Raw genomic sequence first — 19929 nt, forward strand, 5'->3', positions numbered from 1 at the left:
AGCTTGAAGATGTGCTATGTGTATAAGAGAAAAGATTGAATTCACAAATAAAAAAGAAAAGAAAAAACAGGCTTTTTTAGGAAGTCTCTTCGTGCTTTTATATTCTTTTCTTATAATGTTAATAATTTGGCTTTTGGGAGTTTTTCCTCATGCCCAGATAGATCAGCTTATCTTTACAGCCGTAACACCCATCGACGGTACAAGCAGTGAGATCCTTTTAAGTTTTTATCTAAAAGCCCTTGTAATTCCGATAATCCTATCATTGATAAATCTTGTTTTAATCCTAAAAGAAGTAAAGCTTGTTTTAAAAACAAAGAAAGGAAAAACTTACCGCCTCTTCCCTGTTTTAATAAGAAGGCCCCATCTTTATGCGGCAATTTATCTATGTATTATTCTAGGATACAGCCAATATAAATTCGGGTATATTCAATATGTTTATTATAAATTAAGCCCGCCGACAGACCTTTATGAAACTAACTATATAGACCCCTCAAAGGTAGAATTTTCCTTTCCTCAAAAAAAGAGAAACCTTATAATCCTCTACCTTGAATCGATGGAAATAACTGCTACATCAAAAGAATTCGGAGGCTTATCCCGTTACGATCTTATTCCCGAATTACGCGGGATAGCCGAGCAAAACCTTTCATTCAGCCATTGTGAAAAATTGGGCGGAGGCACCCAGGTTATGGGAACCTCACATTCCATAGCCTCCCTCACTTCCCTAAATATGGGAGTTCCGTTAATTTTAAATCTCCCTTCTTTTGATTCATCTTCTTTAAAAATTTCATCCTTGAATACTTCCTCAATAAAAATCGATAATTTTATGGAAGGAGGTTACGGACTCGGAGACCTTCTATACGATAACGGCTACAATCTTGTATTCAGTATGGCATCACAAAAAGATTTCGGCTGCTTGGGTAATTTGTTAATAAATCATAAAAATTTTAAGGTTCAGGATTATTTTTACTTTGTTGAAAACGGAAGAATCCCTCAAGGCTACAATGTTTGGTGGGGCTTTGAAGACGAAAAGCTTTATCAATTTACACGGGAAGACCTTATGGAACTTTCAAAAGAAGATAAGCCTTTTGCCTATATTTTCTTTACTGCCGACACACATTCTCCCCACGGTTACGCCGATGAAAAATGCCCTAACATTTATTTTGAAAAAATACACAATGTATACGCCGGAGCATCAAAAAAAGCCTATGATTTTGTAGAATGGGCTAAAACTCAAGACTTTTATGAAAATACCACAATAGTCATTTTGGGAGATCACTTGTACATGGGCGGCGATTTATACCTGCCTACCGTCAAACTACAAGACAGGCATCCCTACAATGCCTTTATAAATTCTGCAAAGACAACTGATAAAAACAAAAACCGGCTGTTTACGACATTCGATCTTTTCCCCACAATTGTAGAAAGTATGGGCATTGAATTTAATGCCAAGGGCTTAGGCCTAGGCCGCTCTTTATTTTCGGGAGAAAAAACTCTTCTTGAAGAAAAAGGCTTAAAGAAACTTAACTCCGAAATTGAAAAACCTTCAATCTTTTACGAAGAAAAGCTGATGAAAAAACACTGAATTATGAATATGTGGTATCGAAAAAATAGAATTCTATGTATAATTTGAGTTAGGTTGATGATTTACTGCACCGCTTATTGTTAATCAACATACCCCGACGCACGAATAAAAAAAGCTAAAAATTGATTTCGTGACAAATAGAAGTTGACGATAATTTTACCTTTGTATATACTATAAGATATATGGAGGTGCTGATATGATTTGTACAAAAGTATTCACAAGTGGAAATAGTCAGGCTGTAAGAATACCTAAAGAATTTCATATTGATTTTTCTGAATTATTAATCAAAAAAATCGGTTCATCAATAATCCTAACACCAAAAGAAAGCAATTGGGAAAATCTTGAGAGAAGTCTTTCTGAGTTTTCTGATGATTTCATGACAGAAGGAAGAAGTCAACCGGCAATGCAAGAAAGGGAAGTTTTTTAATGTATTTGCTAGATACAAATATCTGTATTTTCCTCATAAAGAATAAAAATCTATATTTAAAGAAAAAAATATTTAACTGTAAAAAAGAAGAATTATTTCTTTCTTCCATTACAATTGCTGAGTTGGAGTATGGTGTTTCAAAAAGTCAATTTAGAGAAAAGAATCGCCATGCTCTTCTGAATTTTTGTTCCGATTTTACTAATATAATAGATTTTACGACAGAAGATACAGAAACATACGGAATGATTAGAGCTTATCTTGAAAATAAAGGGGTTCCGATTGGACCTTTTGATACACAGATTGCTGCTCAAGGTTTAGCAAGAAATCTTACTGTGGTTACAAATAATATAAGAGAATTTTCCAGAATACCTGGACTAAAAGTCGAAGACTGGACAAAAGAATAATATAAAAAATATATTGAATATGTATTATTAGAATGTTTACATCAAAAGAACTAAAGCCTTATGAGTCTGTCTTCGGGCACTTCTTCAAGGTAGTCACTTAAATTGTGAAGCATATCATCTAAGTTTTTACAATTTAGAACCTTGCTTTTTATGTGGTGGGCAAAGCTGAAATTATCGCAAAAAAAAGCAAAAAACCTTTGAGCCCTTGTAAGGTAAAACTCTTGAGGCTGCTCTTCCCGTAAAAAACTTAAAAAGAGCTCTGCTGTTTTTAATAAATCTATTTCGATTTTTTTGTCCTTGTCTTCGGCGATTCCGTTTTTTAAAACACCTTTTGAAAGTTCATAAAAAATCCAAGGTTTTTGCACGGCAGCCCGTCCTATCATCCAGCCGGAACAAGGATATTTTGAGCTAACTTTTTTTAAAGATTCAAGGGAATTTATATCTCCGTTACCGTAAACGGGAACACTTAAATCGGAGGCAAGGCGGGCTGTGTACTCATGTTTACAGGGCCTTGAATATTTTTGCTTTTGGGTGCGGGGGTGGAGGGTAATTAGGTCTACTCCTTCCGAAACAAGCATCTTACAAAAGGATAAAAGCCTATCATAGTTTTCTTCTTCGCCTAAACGCAGTTTTACACTAAGGCGGATAGGCTCCGTTTGCGGCCCGGACTTTTGCTCATCATACAAGAGGGCAGCTTTTTTGACCTTGTTCACCAATGAGGTCGCCTGCGAAAGCGGCTTTTTCATCCACGCAAAACCGGCTCCGGTGTTTACAATCTGCGGGGCACAGCAGCCCATATTTAGGTCAATGCCGAAACCTCCATACCGAAGCAAAAGAGGAACACAAGCAGCAGCGGCATCCTCATCAGGGCTTGTAATCTGCCAAACAAGCTTTTCAGGCGATGGATCTGCCTTAAAATACCATTTTTCAAAACCTCCGCCTGAAATAGCCGAGGGAGCATGTATCATTTCCGAAAAATACTCATCAGGTTCCTTAAAGCAGGCTGTAAGCCTTCTAAAAGCAGAATGAGTTATTGCAGCCATGGGTGCCGATATCAAATTCATAAGTTAAAAAACCGTATATTTTATGATTTCATCTATTTGGATATAAAGTTCAAGCTCAGCCTTAAAAAAGCCCGATTCTACAAATAGACGGGGAGATGATTTTATCAAAACAGCCCCTCTGATTTCCTTAGGCTTATTTTTTAAAAAACCTCGCGCATACTCCCGCACAGCATTTTTTACAGCCTCAGTATAAGCGGCATAAACCCCTTCAAGCTCATCAAATCGGTCTCCCTTTCCCCTTCCCTTTATTGTCTTATGGGCATTTTTTGTCCAGAGCTTAAAATGCCCTGCATAGGATTCGGGGATGCCGTATTCGGCCCAAGAATAGCAATAAGGATATTTAACCCTTACATCCGTAATTTTTATATTTTCGGTACTTGGTTTAAAAACAGATTCAAGCTCAAAATATTCATCTACATTGCGTTTTTTGTCCAAGGGAGTATATACAAAGTTTAAACCATAGGTCATGCCTGATAAAATATAGGCAGAAAGTTCTAGCAAGGCCTCTTTAGGCGGAGTGAATTTAACCTTGTTCTCATCATCGATTCCTTTGGGTGCTTCTTCTACAAATACCCAGACAGGAGCTCTTACAATCAAAGCATCACTCGCGGAAGCCCCGGAATAAGTATCCGCATATAGATAAAAACTTATAAAAAAAAGAAGTCCTGCTATCAGCTTTCTCATAGCCTAATTATCGGATAATTTTACCGTCCCGTTGAATTCCAGACTTTAAGAGGCTTTATTCCGAAACGGATTCTTATATATACCCAGCCGGCAAGAAGTCCTATAAAATGCGTCAAATGAGCGACTCCGTCACCTACGGAAAAAATGCTTATTAATTCGATTACGGCATAACCTAAAATTAAAAGAGGTGCCGGCACAGGAATCACAGCCCAAAGGTAGACCACTGAGTTTGGATAAATTACGGCATATAAAAGCAAAACTCCAAAAATCGCTCCTGATGCACCTACAAGGCTAATAATATAAAATCCTGTTGCAGCATATACCAAAAAGCTCAAGACCCCATCAATTGTACCTATCAAAAGATAATAAAGTATAAATTCCTTTGTTCCAATCTTGCGTTCTACGGGAACGCCGAAAAAGAATAAAGCAAGCATATTAAATGCCAAATGAAAAAAGTCCCCATGAACGAATTGATAAGTGAAAAACTGCCAATAAGTTTGTGATTCCACTACAAGGATAGGTACAAGCCCTAAATATGCACTCAAATTTTTAAAAAGACTTGTAAGAACAAAAACACCGGCATTTATCAGGGCTATTACAAGTACGGCATTCTTATATGTATATTTAAAAGGTTTCCTTAAATACTTCATACTATAAAATATCGAAAATTATCAAGCTTTAGGCAAGTTTTTTTCAGATAATGTTACACGATTTCTTCCATTTTGCTTGGATTCATATAGGGCCTTGTCAGCTCTTTCAACTATAGACTTTGCCGGTTCAAGGTCGAAGTTATAACTTGATACTCCTAGAGAGATTGTAACCTTAATGTTTTGCCCATCGTAAAGTATAATCTTATCTTCAACAAGTTTTCTGATTCTTTCGGCTACAGTCATAGCAGCAGTCGGCGGAGTATTATTAAGCATTACTACAAATTCTTCTCCGCCGTACCTTGCAGCCGTATCTACATTCCTTGTGCATGCTTTTATTATTTTTGCAACTTCTTCTAAAACAATATCTCCGGCAGCATGACCATAAGTATCGTTTATATTCTTAAAAAAGTCTATATCAATCATCAAAATTGAAAGAGTATCTTTTTTTTCACCTGAAGAATTTATGGTATACAGACACTCCATCAAAATAGTAAAAAAGTAATGCTTTAGTTTTAGATGAGTCATTATGTCGGTTGTAGTCATTTCTAAAAGCTGAGAATTGTTTATGGCTATAGCAGCTAAGGAGGCTATATTTTCTATAATATTCTTTTCATAATCCGTAAATTGATGAGCACTTTCCATTTTTTCGCCTAAAAGCAAAAAGCCTATCATTCTATTTTTTGCTTTTAAGGGTACAAAAAAAGAAGGGTTAAGGCTAAATAGGTCTTTTACTATCTTATCCGTTTTTATGTTTTTACTTATCTCATCGGGAGTGTATCCTGAATCCGATTTATCCAAAAAATTTATAAGAGGATGATCTACATTTATAGAGTATTGCGCATCGCGGATTATATCAAAACCGTAATGGTCCCTATTTAATACAAAACTACTATCATCAAAAGATTTTTTTGTAAAAATTGCAGCTCCAAGGGTTTTTAGCTGAGCCATAACTATATATAATATCGCTTCAATCAAGCGGTCAAATTCCAAAACCGAATTTAAACTTTTTGAAATTTGCAATAGTTGTTTTAAGTCAAAAATTTCTTTCTCTTGATGAAGAATTTTATTTGTGTATTTTTTACAATTCCCTGCATGTAATGCTTTTTTTAATAATTTTTTATTTGGAATTGTTTTCATAATTTTTACCTGCCTTTTCATTTAGCTCCGATATATCGATAACAACATACTTTTTTAAAAGTTCGATCATTTTTTCAAAATTCTCCATTCCGTTTGCAAAAACAGCGAATCGGTCTTTATTTTTTGTAGAATTTATCATTGATGTTATATTATGTACACTTTCGGGTACCGGCCGATACGTATCCTTTATTATTAACTTACAAAATTTAAGAAGGTCCAAATAATGCCTGCCTGAATCTTCCAAAAATTTCTTTGCACGGAGGTTAATCTCGTCGATAATTTTTGATAAAGGTCTTTCAAAATCACCGCCGGCCTCAATTCTTGTTAAATAGCCTCTTATAAGCTCTATTGAAGACTCATTCTTACCATACATTACTTTTTCCAGTTCATCTATTTTGTCTGCAACAGCCGAGCAGTAATAATAGTTTGCCGCAAAGTCGGACTTCATTTTTTTGTCTTCAAAAAGCCCCTCTACTAAAAGTTCCCTCAAAAAAGGCTCTATCGAAGGCTGAAAGAAATTTTTTGTATATGTTTTTACAATTTCCAAGGGTTTTATCCAATCTAATGAAAGGCCTGTTAAAGCTTGAATTTTGCTGTTCAAGTCTTCGTTATAGACATCCAGCTTGAGGATTTCAATATCTCCGAATAAACCGCTGATAAGCGATGACATTTGAACATCCTGCCTTAGTTTAAGTATTTTTTTTGTATCTGCACTAAAATTCGCGATAAAACGAGCTTTGTACTCTTCTATTTCCGAAAAAACACGTGGTGCCTTTGTTTTATCTTCAAACTTAGGATCCTTTTTAATCAATTTTGCAATATTTTTTAGCGTATCCTTACCCAGACTATTTTCAAGCTTTGAGAAAAAATTCTTTAAATTCCTTTTTATATAAACCTCATCAACCTGTTTATCTTGTGGAAGAACGGAATTTAAAAACAAGATTCCATCTACCAGCTGTTCATCTACAGATATATTCCGAATAAGATAATCCAAATCAAGAATCTCTTGAAGAACAGCCATTCCATCTACATTTTCAAAGTTATAATGATCTCTCACAGAATCCGTATTTACAATCGTATTAAAACCGGGGTCAAAATAAGCAAAAAAAGTATTAAATTGAAAACTGCAAAAATCAAAAAACGCAAACAATTTATTTATTTTAGCATCTACAGATTTAAAAGCAGGATCGGTCAAGGAAAATATAAGCTCATCGAACTCGTTTGTTTGGTCCTTAAGTTTTTGGTCAAAATCCTCCCTCATCAGATCCGAAATCTTTTCCATCCGGCTGCTAAAAGACAGATTTTCCTTTAGAATTTTTTGATTATCCGAAAATGAAGACTCTACCAGGTTATCTAAAAAAACGCCTGAAAGTCTGATATCATTGGAGCATATGGTCTCTTGCAAAATATTTTTGAAGGGCAAACTTATCCTATAAATCTCATAGATAATCATCGGTAATCCGGCTAAGACGGTATTATCATTACGGTATACAGGGTACTTACACTGCTTTAGTTCCTGAACAATATTACGCAGGGCATTTTGGGAGCTTATCTCTTCTTCACTCAAGTAAAACAAGGAATAGAAGAATTCTTTTATATACCGAATTAAATTGGATAAAGTTAACACTTTCTATATTATCAAAAATTACTCTTATTTTCAAGATAGCTATCTAATTCTCCTATAAAGTTTAAATTATCCATTAGTTAAGATTTAGATTTTCAACTGATAGAATATTTTATTACACCATTAGCTCTTTGCTGTCATCAAATTTTGGGGGTATTATTAATTATGAGTTATGATTATGCATCTATTTTAGCTAAAAATATAAAAAGAATTCGGCATAAATTGGAAATGTCCCAGATGGAATTAGCTCTTAGGGCTGATGTTTCAATAGCATTTATCAATGCAATAGAAAACAAACAAAAATGGGTATCCGCGGCAACTTTATCAAAAATAACAGATGCACTCAATACTACTCCTTATGAACTATTTCTTACAGATGATATCAGTCAAGAAGACTTAACGATAATAGCAGGGCGCCATAATGAGCTTATAAAAGATTTGAATAAGTTATTAAAAAAATATGTTTCCGGCTGCTTTTAAGATGAGTCTTTAGATAAATATCAATAATTTTACTTTGTTAAAGATAATAAAGAAAAATCAGTAACTTTTAGTTTGAAATTTAGTTATATTTCAGCAAGAACAATATATCGCATATCTATTTTAACTCAGTTATATAGATTTATGCACAAATTTTAGCATCCATATTGAAGGAGGGAAGCATGAGATTAAAGCAGAAAATTGTTCTCTCAAATGCAATAGTATTTAGTGCTCTTATAATTATTTCCGTATTTCTATACTTTTTTTATGCAGCAAATATTTTTTCAACAAATCTCAACAACAAGAATAAATTAAAAGCTAAACTTATAGCTCAAGAGATAGATGAATGGCTTATTGAAAAAAAGACGGTTATAGAGCAAACCATAGATACATTGATTTATATGGACATTACCGATTATGAAGAATGTACCTCATTTTTAGCAAATTTGAATAGGATTAATCCCGAAACCGATTATGCGGTATTTTACGAAACAGGTGTTTTTGCAAACGGTCAAAATTGGGTTCCTCCGGCCTTTTATGATCCTCGGAAAAGACCTTGGTACATTGAAGCAAAGAGTACCAAAGAAACAATCATAACCAATCCGTATCACAGCATAAGCTCAAGACCCGATACAATCGCCTTCTCCGTTATAAAGCAATTTACCACAAAAAACGGAGTTGATGGAGTATTTTTAGGGGAAATAAAAATAGATGAATTATTATCCCTCATAGGAAAATTTAAAAATGAAGACGGCAGCTATGCTTTTTTGATAGGAAAAGATTACCGCATATTATCTCATCCCAATGAACAATACCAATTAAAGATTGATAATTTTACTGAGATTTATAATATTGAAGGCGGTATAGATTTTATAGAACATATAGCCAAATTAAAAATTGACTCCGGCTATAACAAAAACTTGCCTGTCGTAAAAGATTATGACGGCGCTAAAAGATTCTTTTACTTTGCACAATCGGAAGTCTCCGGCTGGACGGTGGGATTTACAATACCTGCATCGGATTTTTATAATCCTATGAATGGTTTACAATTTAGGGCAATACTATTTGCATGTATCTTTATTATCTTCGTAAGTATTCTATCTTTCCTAATTGCAAAAAGAGTAGCTTCTCCCATAGAAACTATTACAAACAGACTGGAGAAAGCTGCAAAAAACAATGAGCTCATTAAGTTCGATTTTTTAGATAGGCAAAATCACGAACTCGCAAGAATTGCAAAGAGTTTTAATTCTGTAGTGAAAAATGCAAAATCGAATCTTCAAGAAGGAGCAAATTTTACCCTAAATTCAAGCACTCTGACTCAAAAAATAGATAACATAATTATCAACATGGATGCTGATGAAGAGGCCTATCTCTTATATTTGGATATAGATAAGTTTAAAACTATAAACCAACTTTGGGGCTATTATGCAGGAAATGCCCTAATACAGCACATATATTCTATGATTTTAGCTCATATAAAATCATTTAATATTCCTGAAGACTCTTTTATGCATGTCATAGGGGACGAATTTTCAATCTTTTATTTCGGAAACGAGGAAGAAGTATGCCGGTTTACACAAACCCTTATCGATAAAATAAATAGTGAACACTTTACTTGGAACGAAAAAAAACTGACTATTTCCATAAGTGTCGGAATTGTAAATATTCCTAAAATACCTCATAGCTCTCAAGAAATAATATCGAATGCATATGATGCTTGCTCTATAGCTTTTAGAAAAGGCGGAGGATGTTACGAACTTTTATTGTCTTCAGGAATAGCAGGCTTCTCCCGAGGAAATATTTCATTTTGGTTAAACACAATCCAAAAAGCTCTTAAAGAAAATAAGTTCGTTTTATATGCACAGGCAATTATGCCTCTAAATGATTTGCTTCACCGTCCCAAGTATGAAATTTTAATAAGACTTAAAACTAATGATGATCATATTATTATGCCCGATGTCTTTATTCCTATAGCAGAAAGATATAATCTCATATATGAAGTAGATAAGTGGGTTATAAGAAATGCTTTTGCCTTTTTTGCAGAAGCTACACGTAAAGGGGAGTTAAACGAAGATGCAATATTTTCAATCAATATTTCGGCAGACTCGTTTTTTTCAAATGACCTTGTAGAATTCATAGCTGAGAGCCGTAAAACATTAAATGTACCGGCTCATAACTTCTGCTTTGAAATAACGGAAAGTTGTGCAGTAAGAAACTTGGAAGCAACATCAACATTTGTTACCGAATTGAGAAAACAAGGCTTCTCTTTTTCATTGGATGATTTTGGAAAAGGCTTTTCTTCTTTCCCGTATTTAAAGACTCTTCCCATAGATTACGTAAAAATTGACGGGTCTTTTATAAAGTCCATAGATAAAGACTACATAGATTTTTCTATGGTTAAGACCATGAGAGATATGTGCCACCATTTAGGTCTTTACACAATAGGCGAATATGCAGAGAGCGAGAAAATAGTTTCAATCTTAAAAGATATAGGTGTCGATTACGGACAGGGGTATGCTTTTCAAAAGCCTATTCCTATCGCAGAAGCTGTAAAACTTCAAAACGATAGGAACGGATATAGATTTTAGTTCTTTTTTTCGCCCCATATTTCTTTAAAGGTATGGATTGTTCCGCAATATTGGCAAGCATAGCGATTGTCGATCGTGCGGTAAAAAATGGCGGGAACACCTTCGGATTGTGCCGGATGAGAAATGCAGGCCTCGTTCTTGCAAATCAAATCTTCAAAGTTGTAAATTCGGGGCGGAAGGTGAGTCCTGTACTTTGACTGAATTTTTCCGTCTTTTATTAGGTTGAGCGTACAGCTCGAAGCAACGGCAGACAACCTCTTTAAGTCTGCCCTCGAAAACTTATACTCTCCCGGTCGGAAAATTATACCTTTAAAGGTTCCCTTATCTTTTGTAGAAGTTGACACCCATTCGCCTCCCTTACCTTCTTCAAGCCCCATAACGTTTATAATCTTGGACATGTGATGCCTGATTACTGAGGGTTTTTCGCCTCGGCAAATATGGTCAATAACTATTCCGTTTTGTATGGGACGTACACCTTCGGAAAAGGTTTCAACCTTGCTTTCTTTGGAATTGCTTATGGGAACTTCAACTATGTAGTCTTCATCTTCGACACTTTCAAAAGATTTAGGTTCAGGCCCCTTATAGTCATCGCCTATTTTACCTGCTATCATCGAAAGAAGTACCATTCTGACGTACATCCCGTTTATGGACTGTCTTTCCCAGCCGTTAAGAGGGGTTGCATCCAAAAAAGTAGGAATCGTCGGATGTACGCGGTGTCTTGGAAGAGGATGATAAAAGCGGGTATTTTCGGGAAGTTTTTCGATAAATTCTTTTCGGAAAGTTATGGAGCGGCGGAGCTCGTCTTGCTTTTTTAAAACCTGCTCGCCCATTCTTTCAAGCTGGGGGCGGGTAAAGTACCAAATAAGCGCTACATCGGATTGTTCCAGATATTCCTCTATTGAAGAAAATTCTCTTACGGTAAATCCGTTTTCCTGCATCCTGACCTTGTAATATTCAGGCATAGCAAGTTCGGCAGGAGCTATAAGGTCAACCTTTACGGACTTAAAGATTTTAAGACCGTCGGCCTTTGAATGTACAGTTCTTCCGTGGTACAAGTCGCCTACTAAGGCTATGTGAATCTTGTCGAAGGACCAGTTATTATCTTCGATAAAGGTAAATTCGTCAAGCAGCTCCTGAGTAGGATGCTCATGCTTTCCGTCGCCGGCATTTATAAAGGCAGGTTTTCTCTTTAAATTGTTTCGTTTATAAAAGGCTTGAGCCTCATCTTCAAGCCAGCGGCATACCCCCTCTACCTTGCTGCGTACAATGAAGATGCTGTTTTGATAACCTGCAAGAGTATTAAAGGTATCGGCATAGCTTTCGCCCTTGTTAAAAGAGGAAGATTCAGCGGCTAAATCGCTTAATTTTACTTGATGAAATTTGGCTGCATTCCTAAATGATTCTTTTGTACGGGTACTGGGTTCCAAAAAAACCTCATAAATACCGAAGTCTTTGTCGTTAATTCTAAATTCATCCATTACCTTCTGATCGTCTTCTTGAACAGCTTTTTTTAAGCGCTTTGTCTTGTCAAAAAGGTATTTTCTTTCATCGATTGATAAGTCATCGATAACCGTCAATGAACGCCCCATAAATTTGTTTTCCATTTAAAGCTCCTGTTAAAAACAAAAATGCAAAAAAAAACATCGGAAAAACCGATGTTATCAAAATAAACGAGGGAGGCAAAATTTGCAGCTTATAGTAATTAAGGAATAAATCATATTGCACCCCCATGAAGATACGGACTTAATGCCTCATATCTAAATGGATTTTATCAAAAAATAAAAAAGCTGTCAATAGAATGAATTTAAATTGTCATTATATTTTTTCACTCTTCCATTCGCCGATAGTTCTTTCTTCTTCATCAAAGCTTGAACCTATCAGAATTATCTTTTTGCCCTCTGCCTTAAATTGAGAAGCATAGCCCTTCTCTTTTATTTGAGTTATTGCATCATCAGCACTTCCTGCACTCATCAGCTTAAACTCAAAGATGTATATTGAATCTTTAGTATGCACTATACAGTCGGCTCTGCCTTTTGCGCAGTGTATTTCAGTTTGCACAAATTGTCCCATCAACTTAAAGATTAAATACACAGCAGTCTGGTAGTTTTGCTCCCTCAATTTAAGCTTGTCTTTTGGTAGGTTATCGTAAGGAACCCCCGCTATTATCGCCTGCATCCTTTCCATAAACTCATCTACATTCCCGGCTCGGATATCTTCTACAAACTTCCATATTGAAACTCCGGTTTCATCGGGTCTAAGTGAAGAATATGATGGGAATAGATTCTTTAAAAAGCCGTATCTTACTTCATCATTCGGAAAACCTAAGCGGTACATATTAACTTCTTCTATGTATTCTTTTATCGTTAAATAGCCGGATTGAAAAAGTATAGGTATGGGATTTTTTGTATCGGCCCTATATTCATTCAGCATGAACTCATCAAGCTCTACCTTTCCGTCTAAGTCGGGAATATTGTAATATGCATCTTTTAGGTAGTTTACCAAGAAGGTCGGCGTTCCTGTGGAGAACCAATAGTTTTTTAATTCTCCTGAATTAAGAGTATTTAATATGCTAAAAGGATTATATACCGATTCTCCTAAAACACTGAACTTATAGCCGTCATACCGCTTTTTTAGTTCTTCAAGCATTTTATCATACCTGTTTTTGGAGCTCTTTGCCAGTCTTTCTATTTCAGGCTTAAAAGTATTTTCTATCTCTCCTTGAGTTAGGCCGCATATTTCGGCATAGTCATTCAGCATACTTATATCTTGCAGATTATTTAAATCACTGAATATGCTTACCTTACTAAACTTCGTTACGCCTGTCAAAAAAGCAAAACGGATATATTGGTCGCAAGTTTTTATTACTGAATAAAAAGCTTTTAGGGTATTTCGGTATTCTTCATTTAGAGTTTCGTTTATGCCCATAGTTTGCAAAAGGGGTTTATCGTATTCATCCACAAGGATGACCACTTGGCGGCCGGTTTTATTGTAGGCGGTTTCTATGAGTGACTGAAAACGTTTTCCGAAAGAATCGCCTTCATTTTTTAGCCCGTAGAGTTTTTCTTCTTTTCTTAAAAAGTAGTCTAAACTTTCCGCTAGAGCCTCTTCCAAGTCATATCGGCCCACATTAAAATCCATATACAAAACGGGGTATTCAACCCAAGCGTCTGTCTTTTCTATTTCGGCTCGCTTTTCTTCGGCTTTTTCAATGTACAAGCCCTTAAAAAGTTCTTTTTGGCCCAGAAAATAGGCTTTGAGTGTCGAGAGAAAAAGACTTTTACCGAAACGGCGGGGACGGCTTAAAAAGTATGGAGAAGAAGTACACACTAGATTATACACATATTTAGTTTTATCTACATATAGATATTTATCATTCCTCATCTTTTCAAAACTTTGAATCCCTATCGGCATCTTTCTCGAAAAATCAAAATTCATTTTTGGCCTCCTATAAACGATTATAACATAAGATAAGGTCTTATTCAATGTTATCGTTAACCTTATCACATCTATCATAAATTGTAAGAAGTGGCGATCAAAGAGATACTATATTTTCTAAGATTCCGCACGAATAAAACTTGACAAATTTTAGCCTCTGTGTTAGCATATTGGCGATAAGGCCGCAAGCCTTATAGAAAAACAAAAGACACTTTTCATGCTCCGAAGTATAGAAAATAAAATTATGCAGCAAAAAGAAGATTTTAATAAAAAGCTCTTAAGTTTACAAAAAAAATTAAAGCGGCTTAATCTCAGCAAAAAGATTAAGATTTCCCTTGATGTAAAATCCGTTGTTTTAGAAGGCGATGTTTCCTCAATGGAAGAAAGAATGGAAGCAGGTTATGCGGCCGCCCGCTGCGGTTTTAAGGGAGTTGTAAACGATTTAACTATAAACGGCCGGGGTGAAGAACCTATGCGTTTACCCAAAATCAAGGATTCTCTTTTAGAGGACAGGGACTTTGATGCGGTAATTATAGGCGGAGGAGTAATAGGCTGTTCTATCGCCCGCGAACTATCCCGCTACGATTTAAAAATAGCCCTCTTTGAAAAAGAAAGCGATGTTGCGATGCAGGCTTCGGGACACAATGACGGAATGATTCATCCGGGCTTTGCAGATAATCCTAAAAAAATAAAGGGAAAGCTCAACACTCGCGGAAACAGGATGTACACAAAGGTTTCAGAAGAGCTGGGCTTTGATATAAACCGCTGCGGAAGTTTTTTTCTTTTTTACCATCCTATTTTAAAATTACTGGTTCCCATAATGAAAAAAAGATGCCGCCTCAACGGGGTGGACGGAGATTACGGTTACCGCTCCCGAGAAGCAGTAAAAAAAATAGACCCATTTATGACCGATAAAAACTACGGCGGCTTTTGGCTTCCTTCGGCGGGTGTCGCTTCGCCCATGAAGGTTACTATTTGTTATGCAGAAAACGCTTGCGAAAACGGAGTGGAATTCTTTTTTAACACTGCCCTTATCGGCGTCAAAAAAGAAGGAAGCACTATTACCGAACTTATAACCAACCGCGGTACTTGCCGGACAAAACTTCTTATAAACGCTGCCGGAGTTTGGGCCGATAAGGTTGCAGACCTTGCCGGCGACAGATTTTTTTCGATACATACACGCAAGGGAACGGATGCTATTCTCGATAAGAAACTAAACGGTTTACAAAAAACATGCTCCGCCATGCCGAGTCTTTTAAGGCTGCGCAAGGGGCACTCAAAGGGCGGCGGAATCATGCCCTGTGTTGAAGGCAATCTTTTAATAGGCCCTAATGCAATAGAAGTTATGGATCGGGAGGACTTTTCTACAAAACCCGAAGCCCTTGAAGAAATAAAAAAACACTTAAAGCTCAATTCAAAGGTTTCGTCTTCAGACATAATAACCTACTATAGCGGAACCAGAGCCTGCACATGGGAAGAAGATTTTATCGTCGAAGCTTCAGAGCGGGTAGAAAACTTGGTACACGCTGCAGGAATTCAGTCCCCGGGCTTTGCCTCCGCTCCGTCCATTGCGGAGGACATCGTAAAGATTTCCGTTTCAATTTTAAAGAAAAAAATAGATGTAAGTTTAAAAGAAAATTTTTCACCCGTCCGAAAGGCTATGAAACCCGTTTCCGAAATGGAAACTAATGAAAGACAGGAACTAATCGAAAAAAATCCCCAATACGGAAAAATCATCTGCCGCTGCGAACAGGTCAGCGAAGGCGAAATAAGGGATTCGGTAAACAACCCCCTAAACGTATTTACCCTTGATGCCGTTAAAAGAAGAATAAGAGCCGGAGCCGGCAGATGTCACGGAGGCTTTTGTACTCCCCATATTTTAAAAATTATTGCGGAAGAAAAAGGTATCCCGATAGAAAAGCTTACAAAGAAGGGAGAGGGCTCCGAGATTGTTCAGCCGATAGAAAAATTTGAAGCCTTTAGCGGAGGCGAAAAATGAAACAGCTTGCATTTACCGATTATGATGTCATCGTTATAGGCGGAGGCCCTGCAGGAATGGCCGCAGCTCTGGCTGCCTCAGAAAAAAATCCTAAACTGAAAATTGCCCTTATCGAAAGAGAGGGGCAGATAGGCGGCATCTTAAAACAGTGCATTCATGACGGCTTCGGTCTAATCCGTTTTAAGGAAAGACTGACCGGTCCTGAATATGCATGGCGCTATAAAGAAATGGCAGAAGCAAAAGAAAATATAGATATTTTTCTTTTTACATTTTTAACCAAGCTAAAAAAAGAAAATGATTTGTTCTGCATGGAATTTACAAATCCCGAATACGGAATTTTTGAGCTAAAGGCAAGGAGTCTTGTTGCAGCTATGGGCTGCCGCGAAAGGACGGACAGGCAGGTAAACATCCATGGGGAAAGACCCGCAGGTATTTTTACGGCAGGACAGGCACAAGCCCTCATAAACCTGCACGGCTTCATGCCCGGGAAAAAATGCGTAATCTTAGGTTCGGGAGACATAGGCCTCATAATGGCCCGCCGCCTCACTCTTGAGGGGGCTCATGTAGAAGGGGTATACGAAATTAAACCTACCCCCTCAGGACTAAGCCGAAATATCGTGCAATGCCTTGACGACTACGGCATTCCTCTCCATCTATCCGCTACGGTTACCGAAGTTGAGGGCAGGGAAAGGGTAGAAGCTGTAAAGATTGCCCAAGTAGATAAACAAATGAAGCCTATTGCAGGAACCGAAAAAAGAATCCCCTGCGATACCCTGATTTTAAGCGTAGGCCTCATTCCTGAAAACGATATACTGTCAAGCTTAAATGTTCCTATAGACGGAAGAACAAAGGGTCCCATCGTTGACCAGTTTATGCACACGGAAGCTGCGGGGCTCTTTTCTTGCGGAAATGCCTTGCATGTAAACGACCTTGTAGATTATGTTTCCGAGTCGGGAAAAATCGCAGGAGAAGCAGCCGCCGATTTTGCTTTAAACATGGGAGCCGAGGAGGAGAAACTTTTCCCGTTAAAAATAAGCAATAAGACTAAAAAACTTTTGCCTTTAAATATCATCGGAAAAATTCTCTATGTTGTTCCGCAAAAAATAGACACTGAAGCAGAGGGTTCTATTATCTTTTATTTTAGAGCCGCAGAAGAAATGCAAAACACCGGCCTAAACTTAAAAGCAGACGGTAAAACCGTCTTTGAGCGAAAATACGAAGAGCTTAAACCTCCCGAAATGGAACGCTTTATTCTGCCTTGCGAAAAATTAAGAGGAGCCGAAAAGCTTGAAATAGTTTTAAGCGAATCTTCAGAGGGGGTCAATGATGGAAACTAAAAGCCTTATCTGCACAGCCTGCCCCAGAGGCTGCCGCTTGAGCGTAAAAATCGAAAATGAAAACATCAGCGTTTCCGGAAATAAATGTCCCAAGGGGCTTTCCTACGGAAAATCGGAAGCTGTCTGCCCGATGAGAATTCTTACAAGCACGATAACCTCTTCAGTAGAAGGCTTTCCGAGGCTCCCCGTAAAAACAAGCGTAGAAGTTCCTTTAAAAAACTTTTCAGAATATATGCATCTTATCCGCAAACTTAAAGCGGACTCATTAAAAATGCCCGGCGACATAATCGTAAAAAACTTTGCCGAAAGCGGGGCAGATTTAATCGCAGCAGGAGGCTCCCTATGAAAACCATCTTAACGGTCGATTGCGGAACCCAAAGTTTGCGTACAACGCTCTTTGACTTAAAGGGAAATATCTTGGCGGCAAACCGCATTCCGTATAAACCTCATACAAGCCCTCAACCTGCATGGGCCGAACAAGATGTAAAAGTTTACTGGAATGCTCTAAAAGAAGGCCTTGCCGGTCTTAAAGAAAAAGAGCCTCTTCACTTTGAAAATATTGCCGGAATGGGTGTATCTTCGATGAGGGCTACAACGGTTCTTGTCGGCAAAGACGGAAATGTGCTGCGGCCTGCAATCGTATGGCTCGACAACAGAACAGCCAGAGGCCCCTATCATCCCAACCGCCTTATACGCACAGCCTTTCATGCAGCGGGAGTTTATGATTCTATAGTTACAGTTCAGTCAAATTGTAAGATAAACTGGTTTAGAGAAAACGAACCTGAAATCTGGGACAAAACATGGAAGATGTTTTTTCTTTCAGGATGGTTTATTTATAAGCTGACCGGAAAGGCATGCGATGCCGTCTCCTCGATGGTAGGTTACATTCCATTTGTAAACCGAAAAAGAACATGGGCAAAAAAACATTCGATCGAAGAAACTCTCATGCCATTGGAAAACGAAAAACGGCATGACCTTATAGAAAGCGGAAAAATAATCGGCACTTTAACGGACGAAGTTTCAAAAGAATTGGGACTCCCGCAAGGTATTCCTCTTGTTGCCTGCGGAAGCGACAAGGCTTGCGAAACTATAGGAGCCGGCGTAATAGATTCTTCTATGGCTTCTTTAAGTTTCGGCACAACGGCCACAATCGAAGTTTGCTCAAAAAAATACTTTGAATATAAAAAACTCTTTCCTGCCTATTGCGGCATTCTCCCCGATACATGGCTTTCGGAATTGGAAATCTTCCGAGGTTATTGGATGATAAGCTGGTTTAAAGAAGAGCTGGGGAAAGAAGAATGTAAGGCAGCCGAATCTAAGGGCATCATCCCTGAAGTTATTTTGGATAAACTTTTACATGCCTCGCCTCCGGGCGGAAGAGGCCTCATGCTCCAGCCTTACTGGGGAGCGAGTATCTTTGACCGCTATGCAAAGGGGAGCATCATAGGCTTCGGCGATGTGCACGGAAGAGATGACTTATACAGGGCTATAATCGAAGGCCTTGCCTACTCCTTGCGTGAAGGCTTGGAATTAATCGAAGCAAAAGGAAATTTAAGATGCGAAAAAGTTGCTGCCTCAGGAGGAGCTTCTCAAAGCGATGCAATCTGCCAAATTACCGCAGACATTTTAAACCGTCCCCTTGTACGGGGAAAAACGCCGGAAGCTTCTTCCCTAGGAGCCGCAATCATAACCGCTGCAGGAATCGGAGAGTATGCTTCAATCAAAGATGCCGTAAAGGAAATGGTCTTATACGAAAAGGAATTTATACCGAATCCTGAACACCGCACCCTTTATGACGGCCTTTTCAGCGTATACAAAAAAATATATCCTGCACTAAAAGATATTTATAAGGATATACAAAGAGTAACAAATTATCCCGAAACAAAAAAGATGAACGAGTAAGATAGAATTGAAGATACAATTTTCCCTTGACAGCTCCGCTCTTTTACCCTATAATATTGACCATGATACAACACGGTATTTTATTAGAAAAAAAGTTGGACTTTTATTCAAAAACTACTAGACAAAATAAAAAAAATGAGTATACTACCCCCCCCCCCCCGAATTTTTTGAAATATGCGGACAATTACTGCGTTACTGCGAAAAAATTAATCCTCAACGTATCAAAGATACGCCTTCGGTTAATTTTTTCTTGTGCCTTGTACTTGCCTCGCCTATTTCAAAAAAGGATTTTTACAAAAAACAGTCCTTGGCATATCAAAAGCGGCACGGATGCCGCCTATTCCAAGCTGCAGCAAGTTTTTCGTCAGAAAAACTTGTCGTTGGACAGCGTACACGGACGTACGCTGTCCAACATGCCTGCGGGTGTTTTTTGTACGCTCCTAGCATCTACTCCGCCTATTTGCAAAAAGGCCGGTTACATTTGGCAAACAGCACAGCTTTTTTACAAACAATCAACTATCTCATAAAACACGGAAAAAGATATTCCGTTTTATATACCAAAATGTCCTTTTCGGATTGGGACTCGCCAATCCAAACAAAACTAAACCCTTCCCTTCGA

At 37.6% G+C, this 19929-nt stretch carries 16 protein-coding genes; 9 read left to right on the forward strand and 7 right to left on the reverse strand.

All coding sequences use genetic code 11. The features are described from left to right. The first annotated feature begins 16 nt into the window (after positions 1-16). The 3 genes from HO345_RS11265 to vapC all read left to right on the forward strand — a co-directional run bounded on the left by HO345_RS11265 (position 17) and on the right by vapC (position 2413). Positions 17-1582 carry an LTA synthase family protein gene (locus HO345_RS11265; protein ID WP_253682978.1) on the forward strand — a complete coding sequence of 522 codons (1566 nt, stop codon included), beginning with the start codon at positions 17-19 and terminating at the stop codon, positions 1580-1582. A 196-nt stretch (positions 1583-1778) separates the two neighbouring features. Continuing rightward, entirely contained in the window at positions 1779-2009 is a 231-nt protein-coding gene (gene vapB / locus HO345_RS11270; protein ID WP_253682979.1) for a type II toxin-antitoxin system antitoxin VapB, read from the forward strand. Next, positions 2009-2413 carry a type II toxin-antitoxin system tRNA(fMet)-specific endonuclease VapC gene (gene vapC / locus HO345_RS11275; protein WP_253682980.1) on the forward strand — a complete coding sequence of 135 codons (405 nt, stop codon included), beginning with the start codon at positions 2009-2011 and terminating at the stop codon, positions 2411-2413. The genes vapB and vapC overlap by 1 nt, the downstream gene beginning before the upstream one ends. Before the next feature lie 50 nt (positions 2414-2463). Here vapC and HO345_RS11280 read toward each other — a convergent pair whose 3' ends face one another. From HO345_RS11280 to HO345_RS11300, 5 genes are read right to left on the reverse strand one after another with little or no spacing between them, the layout of a single operon-like run. Further along, positions 2464-3477: a tRNA-dihydrouridine synthase family protein gene (locus tag HO345_RS11280; RefSeq protein WP_253682981.1), complete on the reverse strand. Its 1014-nt coding sequence runs from the start codon at positions 3475-3477 to the stop codon at positions 2464-2466. 3 nt (positions 3478-3480) lie between these two features. Then, on the reverse strand, positions 3481-4161 hold the full coding sequence (locus tag HO345_RS11285; RefSeq protein WP_253682982.1) for a hypothetical protein: 681 nt from the start codon (positions 4159-4161) through the stop codon (positions 3481-3483). Positions 4162-4181: 20 nt separating this feature from the next. Continuing rightward, positions 4182-4811 (reverse strand): rhomboid family intramembrane serine protease, encoded by a 630-nt coding sequence (locus HO345_RS11290; RefSeq protein ID WP_253682983.1) that lies wholly within the window; start codon positions 4809-4811, stop codon positions 4182-4184. A gap of 21 nt (positions 4812-4832) precedes the next feature. Then, positions 4833-5969 (reverse strand): diguanylate cyclase DgcA, encoded by a 1137-nt coding sequence (gene dgcA / locus HO345_RS11295; RefSeq protein WP_366796391.1) that lies wholly within the window; start codon positions 5967-5969, stop codon positions 4833-4835. Then, complete coding sequence (locus HO345_RS11300) at positions 5929-7575, reverse strand: DUF5312 family protein (RefSeq protein WP_366796392.1); 1647 nt, start codon at positions 7573-7575, stop codon at positions 5929-5931. Before HO345_RS11300 ends, dgcA begins: the two co-directional genes overlap by 41 nt. Positions 7576-7737: 162 nt before the next feature. Between HO345_RS11300 and HO345_RS11305 the strand changes: the two genes are divergently transcribed. Together HO345_RS11305 and HO345_RS11310 are read left to right on the forward strand one after the other, a co-directional pair. After that, the gene (locus HO345_RS11305) at positions 7738-8052 is read left to right on the forward strand and encodes a helix-turn-helix domain-containing protein (RefSeq protein WP_010693791.1); all 315 of its coding nucleotides are present in this window, start codon (positions 7738-7740) and stop codon (positions 8050-8052) included. A gap of 179 nt (positions 8053-8231) precedes the next feature. Further along, positions 8232-10637 (forward strand): EAL domain-containing protein, encoded by a 2406-nt coding sequence (locus HO345_RS11310; RefSeq protein WP_253682986.1) that lies wholly within the window; start codon positions 8232-8234, stop codon positions 10635-10637. Here HO345_RS11310 and HO345_RS11315 read toward each other — a convergent pair. After that, entirely contained in the window at positions 10634-12241 is a 1608-nt protein-coding gene (locus HO345_RS11315) for a bifunctional aspartate carbamoyltransferase catalytic subunit/aspartate carbamoyltransferase regulatory subunit (protein ID WP_253682987.1), read from the reverse strand. The genes HO345_RS11310 and HO345_RS11315 overlap by 4 nt on opposite strands. A gap of 211 nt (positions 12242-12452) precedes the next feature. Further along, entirely contained in the window at positions 12453-14072 is a 1620-nt protein-coding gene (locus tag HO345_RS11320) for an ATP-binding protein (RefSeq protein ID WP_253682988.1), read from the reverse strand. Between the two features lie 244 nt (positions 14073-14316). Here HO345_RS11320 and HO345_RS11325 point away from each other — a divergent pair, with 244 nt between their 5' ends. The 4 genes from HO345_RS11325 to HO345_RS11340 are packed head-to-tail and all read left to right on the forward strand — an operon-like array spanning position 14317 to position 19310. Further along, the gene (locus HO345_RS11325) at positions 14317-16071 is read left to right on the forward strand and encodes an NAD(P)/FAD-dependent oxidoreductase (RefSeq protein ID WP_253682989.1); all 1755 of its coding nucleotides are present in this window, start codon (positions 14317-14319) and stop codon (positions 16069-16071) included. After that, positions 16068-17408 (forward strand): NAD(P)/FAD-dependent oxidoreductase, encoded by a 1341-nt coding sequence (locus tag HO345_RS11330; RefSeq protein ID WP_253682990.1) that lies wholly within the window; start codon positions 16068-16070, stop codon positions 17406-17408. The genes HO345_RS11325 and HO345_RS11330 overlap by 4 nt, the downstream gene beginning before the upstream one ends. Then, a complete protein-coding gene (locus HO345_RS11335) occupies positions 17398-17754 on the forward strand; it encodes a DUF1667 domain-containing protein (RefSeq protein WP_366796682.1) in 357 nt (118 codons plus the stop codon). Before HO345_RS11330 ends, HO345_RS11335 begins: the two co-directional genes overlap by 11 nt. Further along, on the forward strand, positions 17751-19310 hold the full coding sequence (locus HO345_RS11340; RefSeq protein ID WP_253682992.1) for an FGGY-family carbohydrate kinase: 1560 nt from the start codon (positions 17751-17753) through the stop codon (positions 19308-19310). The genes HO345_RS11335 and HO345_RS11340 overlap by 4 nt, the downstream gene beginning before the upstream one ends. Positions 19311-19929 lie beyond the last annotated feature (619 nt).

Origin of the sequence: Treponema denticola (genome assembly GCF_024181645.1) — a bacterium.
Lineage (GTDB): Bacteria > Spirochaetota > Spirochaetia > Treponematales > Treponemataceae > Treponema_B > Treponema_B denticola_A.

Excerpts from the sequence above, each read along its gene's own strand:
- HO345_RS11265 (WP_253682978.1), top strand. The coding sequence starts at position 17 with ATGTGTATAAGAGAAAAGATTGAATTCACAAATAAAAAAGAAAAGAAA.
- vapB (WP_253682979.1), top strand. The coding sequence starts at position 1,779 with ATGATTTGTACAAAAGTATTCACAAGTGGAAATAGTCAGGCTGTAAGA.
- vapC (WP_253682980.1), top strand. The coding sequence starts at position 2,009 with ATGTATTTGCTAGATACAAATATCTGTATTTTCCTCATAAAGAATAAA.
- HO345_RS11280 (WP_253682981.1), bottom strand. The coding sequence starts at position 3,477 with ATGAATTTGATATCGGCACCCATGGCTGCAATAACTCATTCTGCTTTT.
- HO345_RS11285 (WP_253682982.1), bottom strand. The coding sequence starts at position 4,161 with ATGAGAAAGCTGATAGCAGGACTTCTTTTTTTTATAAGTTTTTATCTA.
- HO345_RS11290 (WP_253682983.1), bottom strand. The coding sequence starts at position 4,811 with ATGAAGTATTTAAGGAAACCTTTTAAATATACATATAAGAATGCCGTA.
- dgcA (WP_366796391.1), bottom strand. The coding sequence starts at position 5,969 with ATGAAAAGGCAGGTAAAAATTATGAAAACAATTCCAAATAAAAAATTA.
- HO345_RS11305 (WP_010693791.1), top strand. The coding sequence starts at position 7,738 with ATGAGTTATGATTATGCATCTATTTTAGCTAAAAATATAAAAAGAATT.
- HO345_RS11310 (WP_253682986.1), top strand. The coding sequence starts at position 8,232 with ATGAGATTAAAGCAGAAAATTGTTCTCTCAAATGCAATAGTATTTAGT.
- HO345_RS11315 (WP_253682987.1), bottom strand. The coding sequence starts at position 12,241 with ATGGAAAACAAATTTATGGGGCGTTCATTGACGGTTATCGATGACTTA.
- HO345_RS11320 (WP_253682988.1), bottom strand. The coding sequence starts at position 14,072 with ATGAATTTTGATTTTTCGAGAAAGATGCCGATAGGGATTCAAAGTTTT.
- HO345_RS11325 (WP_253682989.1), top strand. The coding sequence starts at position 14,317 with ATGCAGCAAAAAGAAGATTTTAATAAAAAGCTCTTAAGTTTACAAAAA.
- HO345_RS11330 (WP_253682990.1), top strand. The coding sequence starts at position 16,068 with ATGAAACAGCTTGCATTTACCGATTATGATGTCATCGTTATAGGCGGA.
- HO345_RS11335 (WP_366796682.1), top strand. The coding sequence starts at position 17,398 with ATGGAAACTAAAAGCCTTATCTGCACAGCCTGCCCCAGAGGCTGCCGC.
- HO345_RS11340 (WP_253682992.1), top strand. The coding sequence starts at position 17,751 with ATGAAAACCATCTTAACGGTCGATTGCGGAACCCAAAGTTTGCGTACA.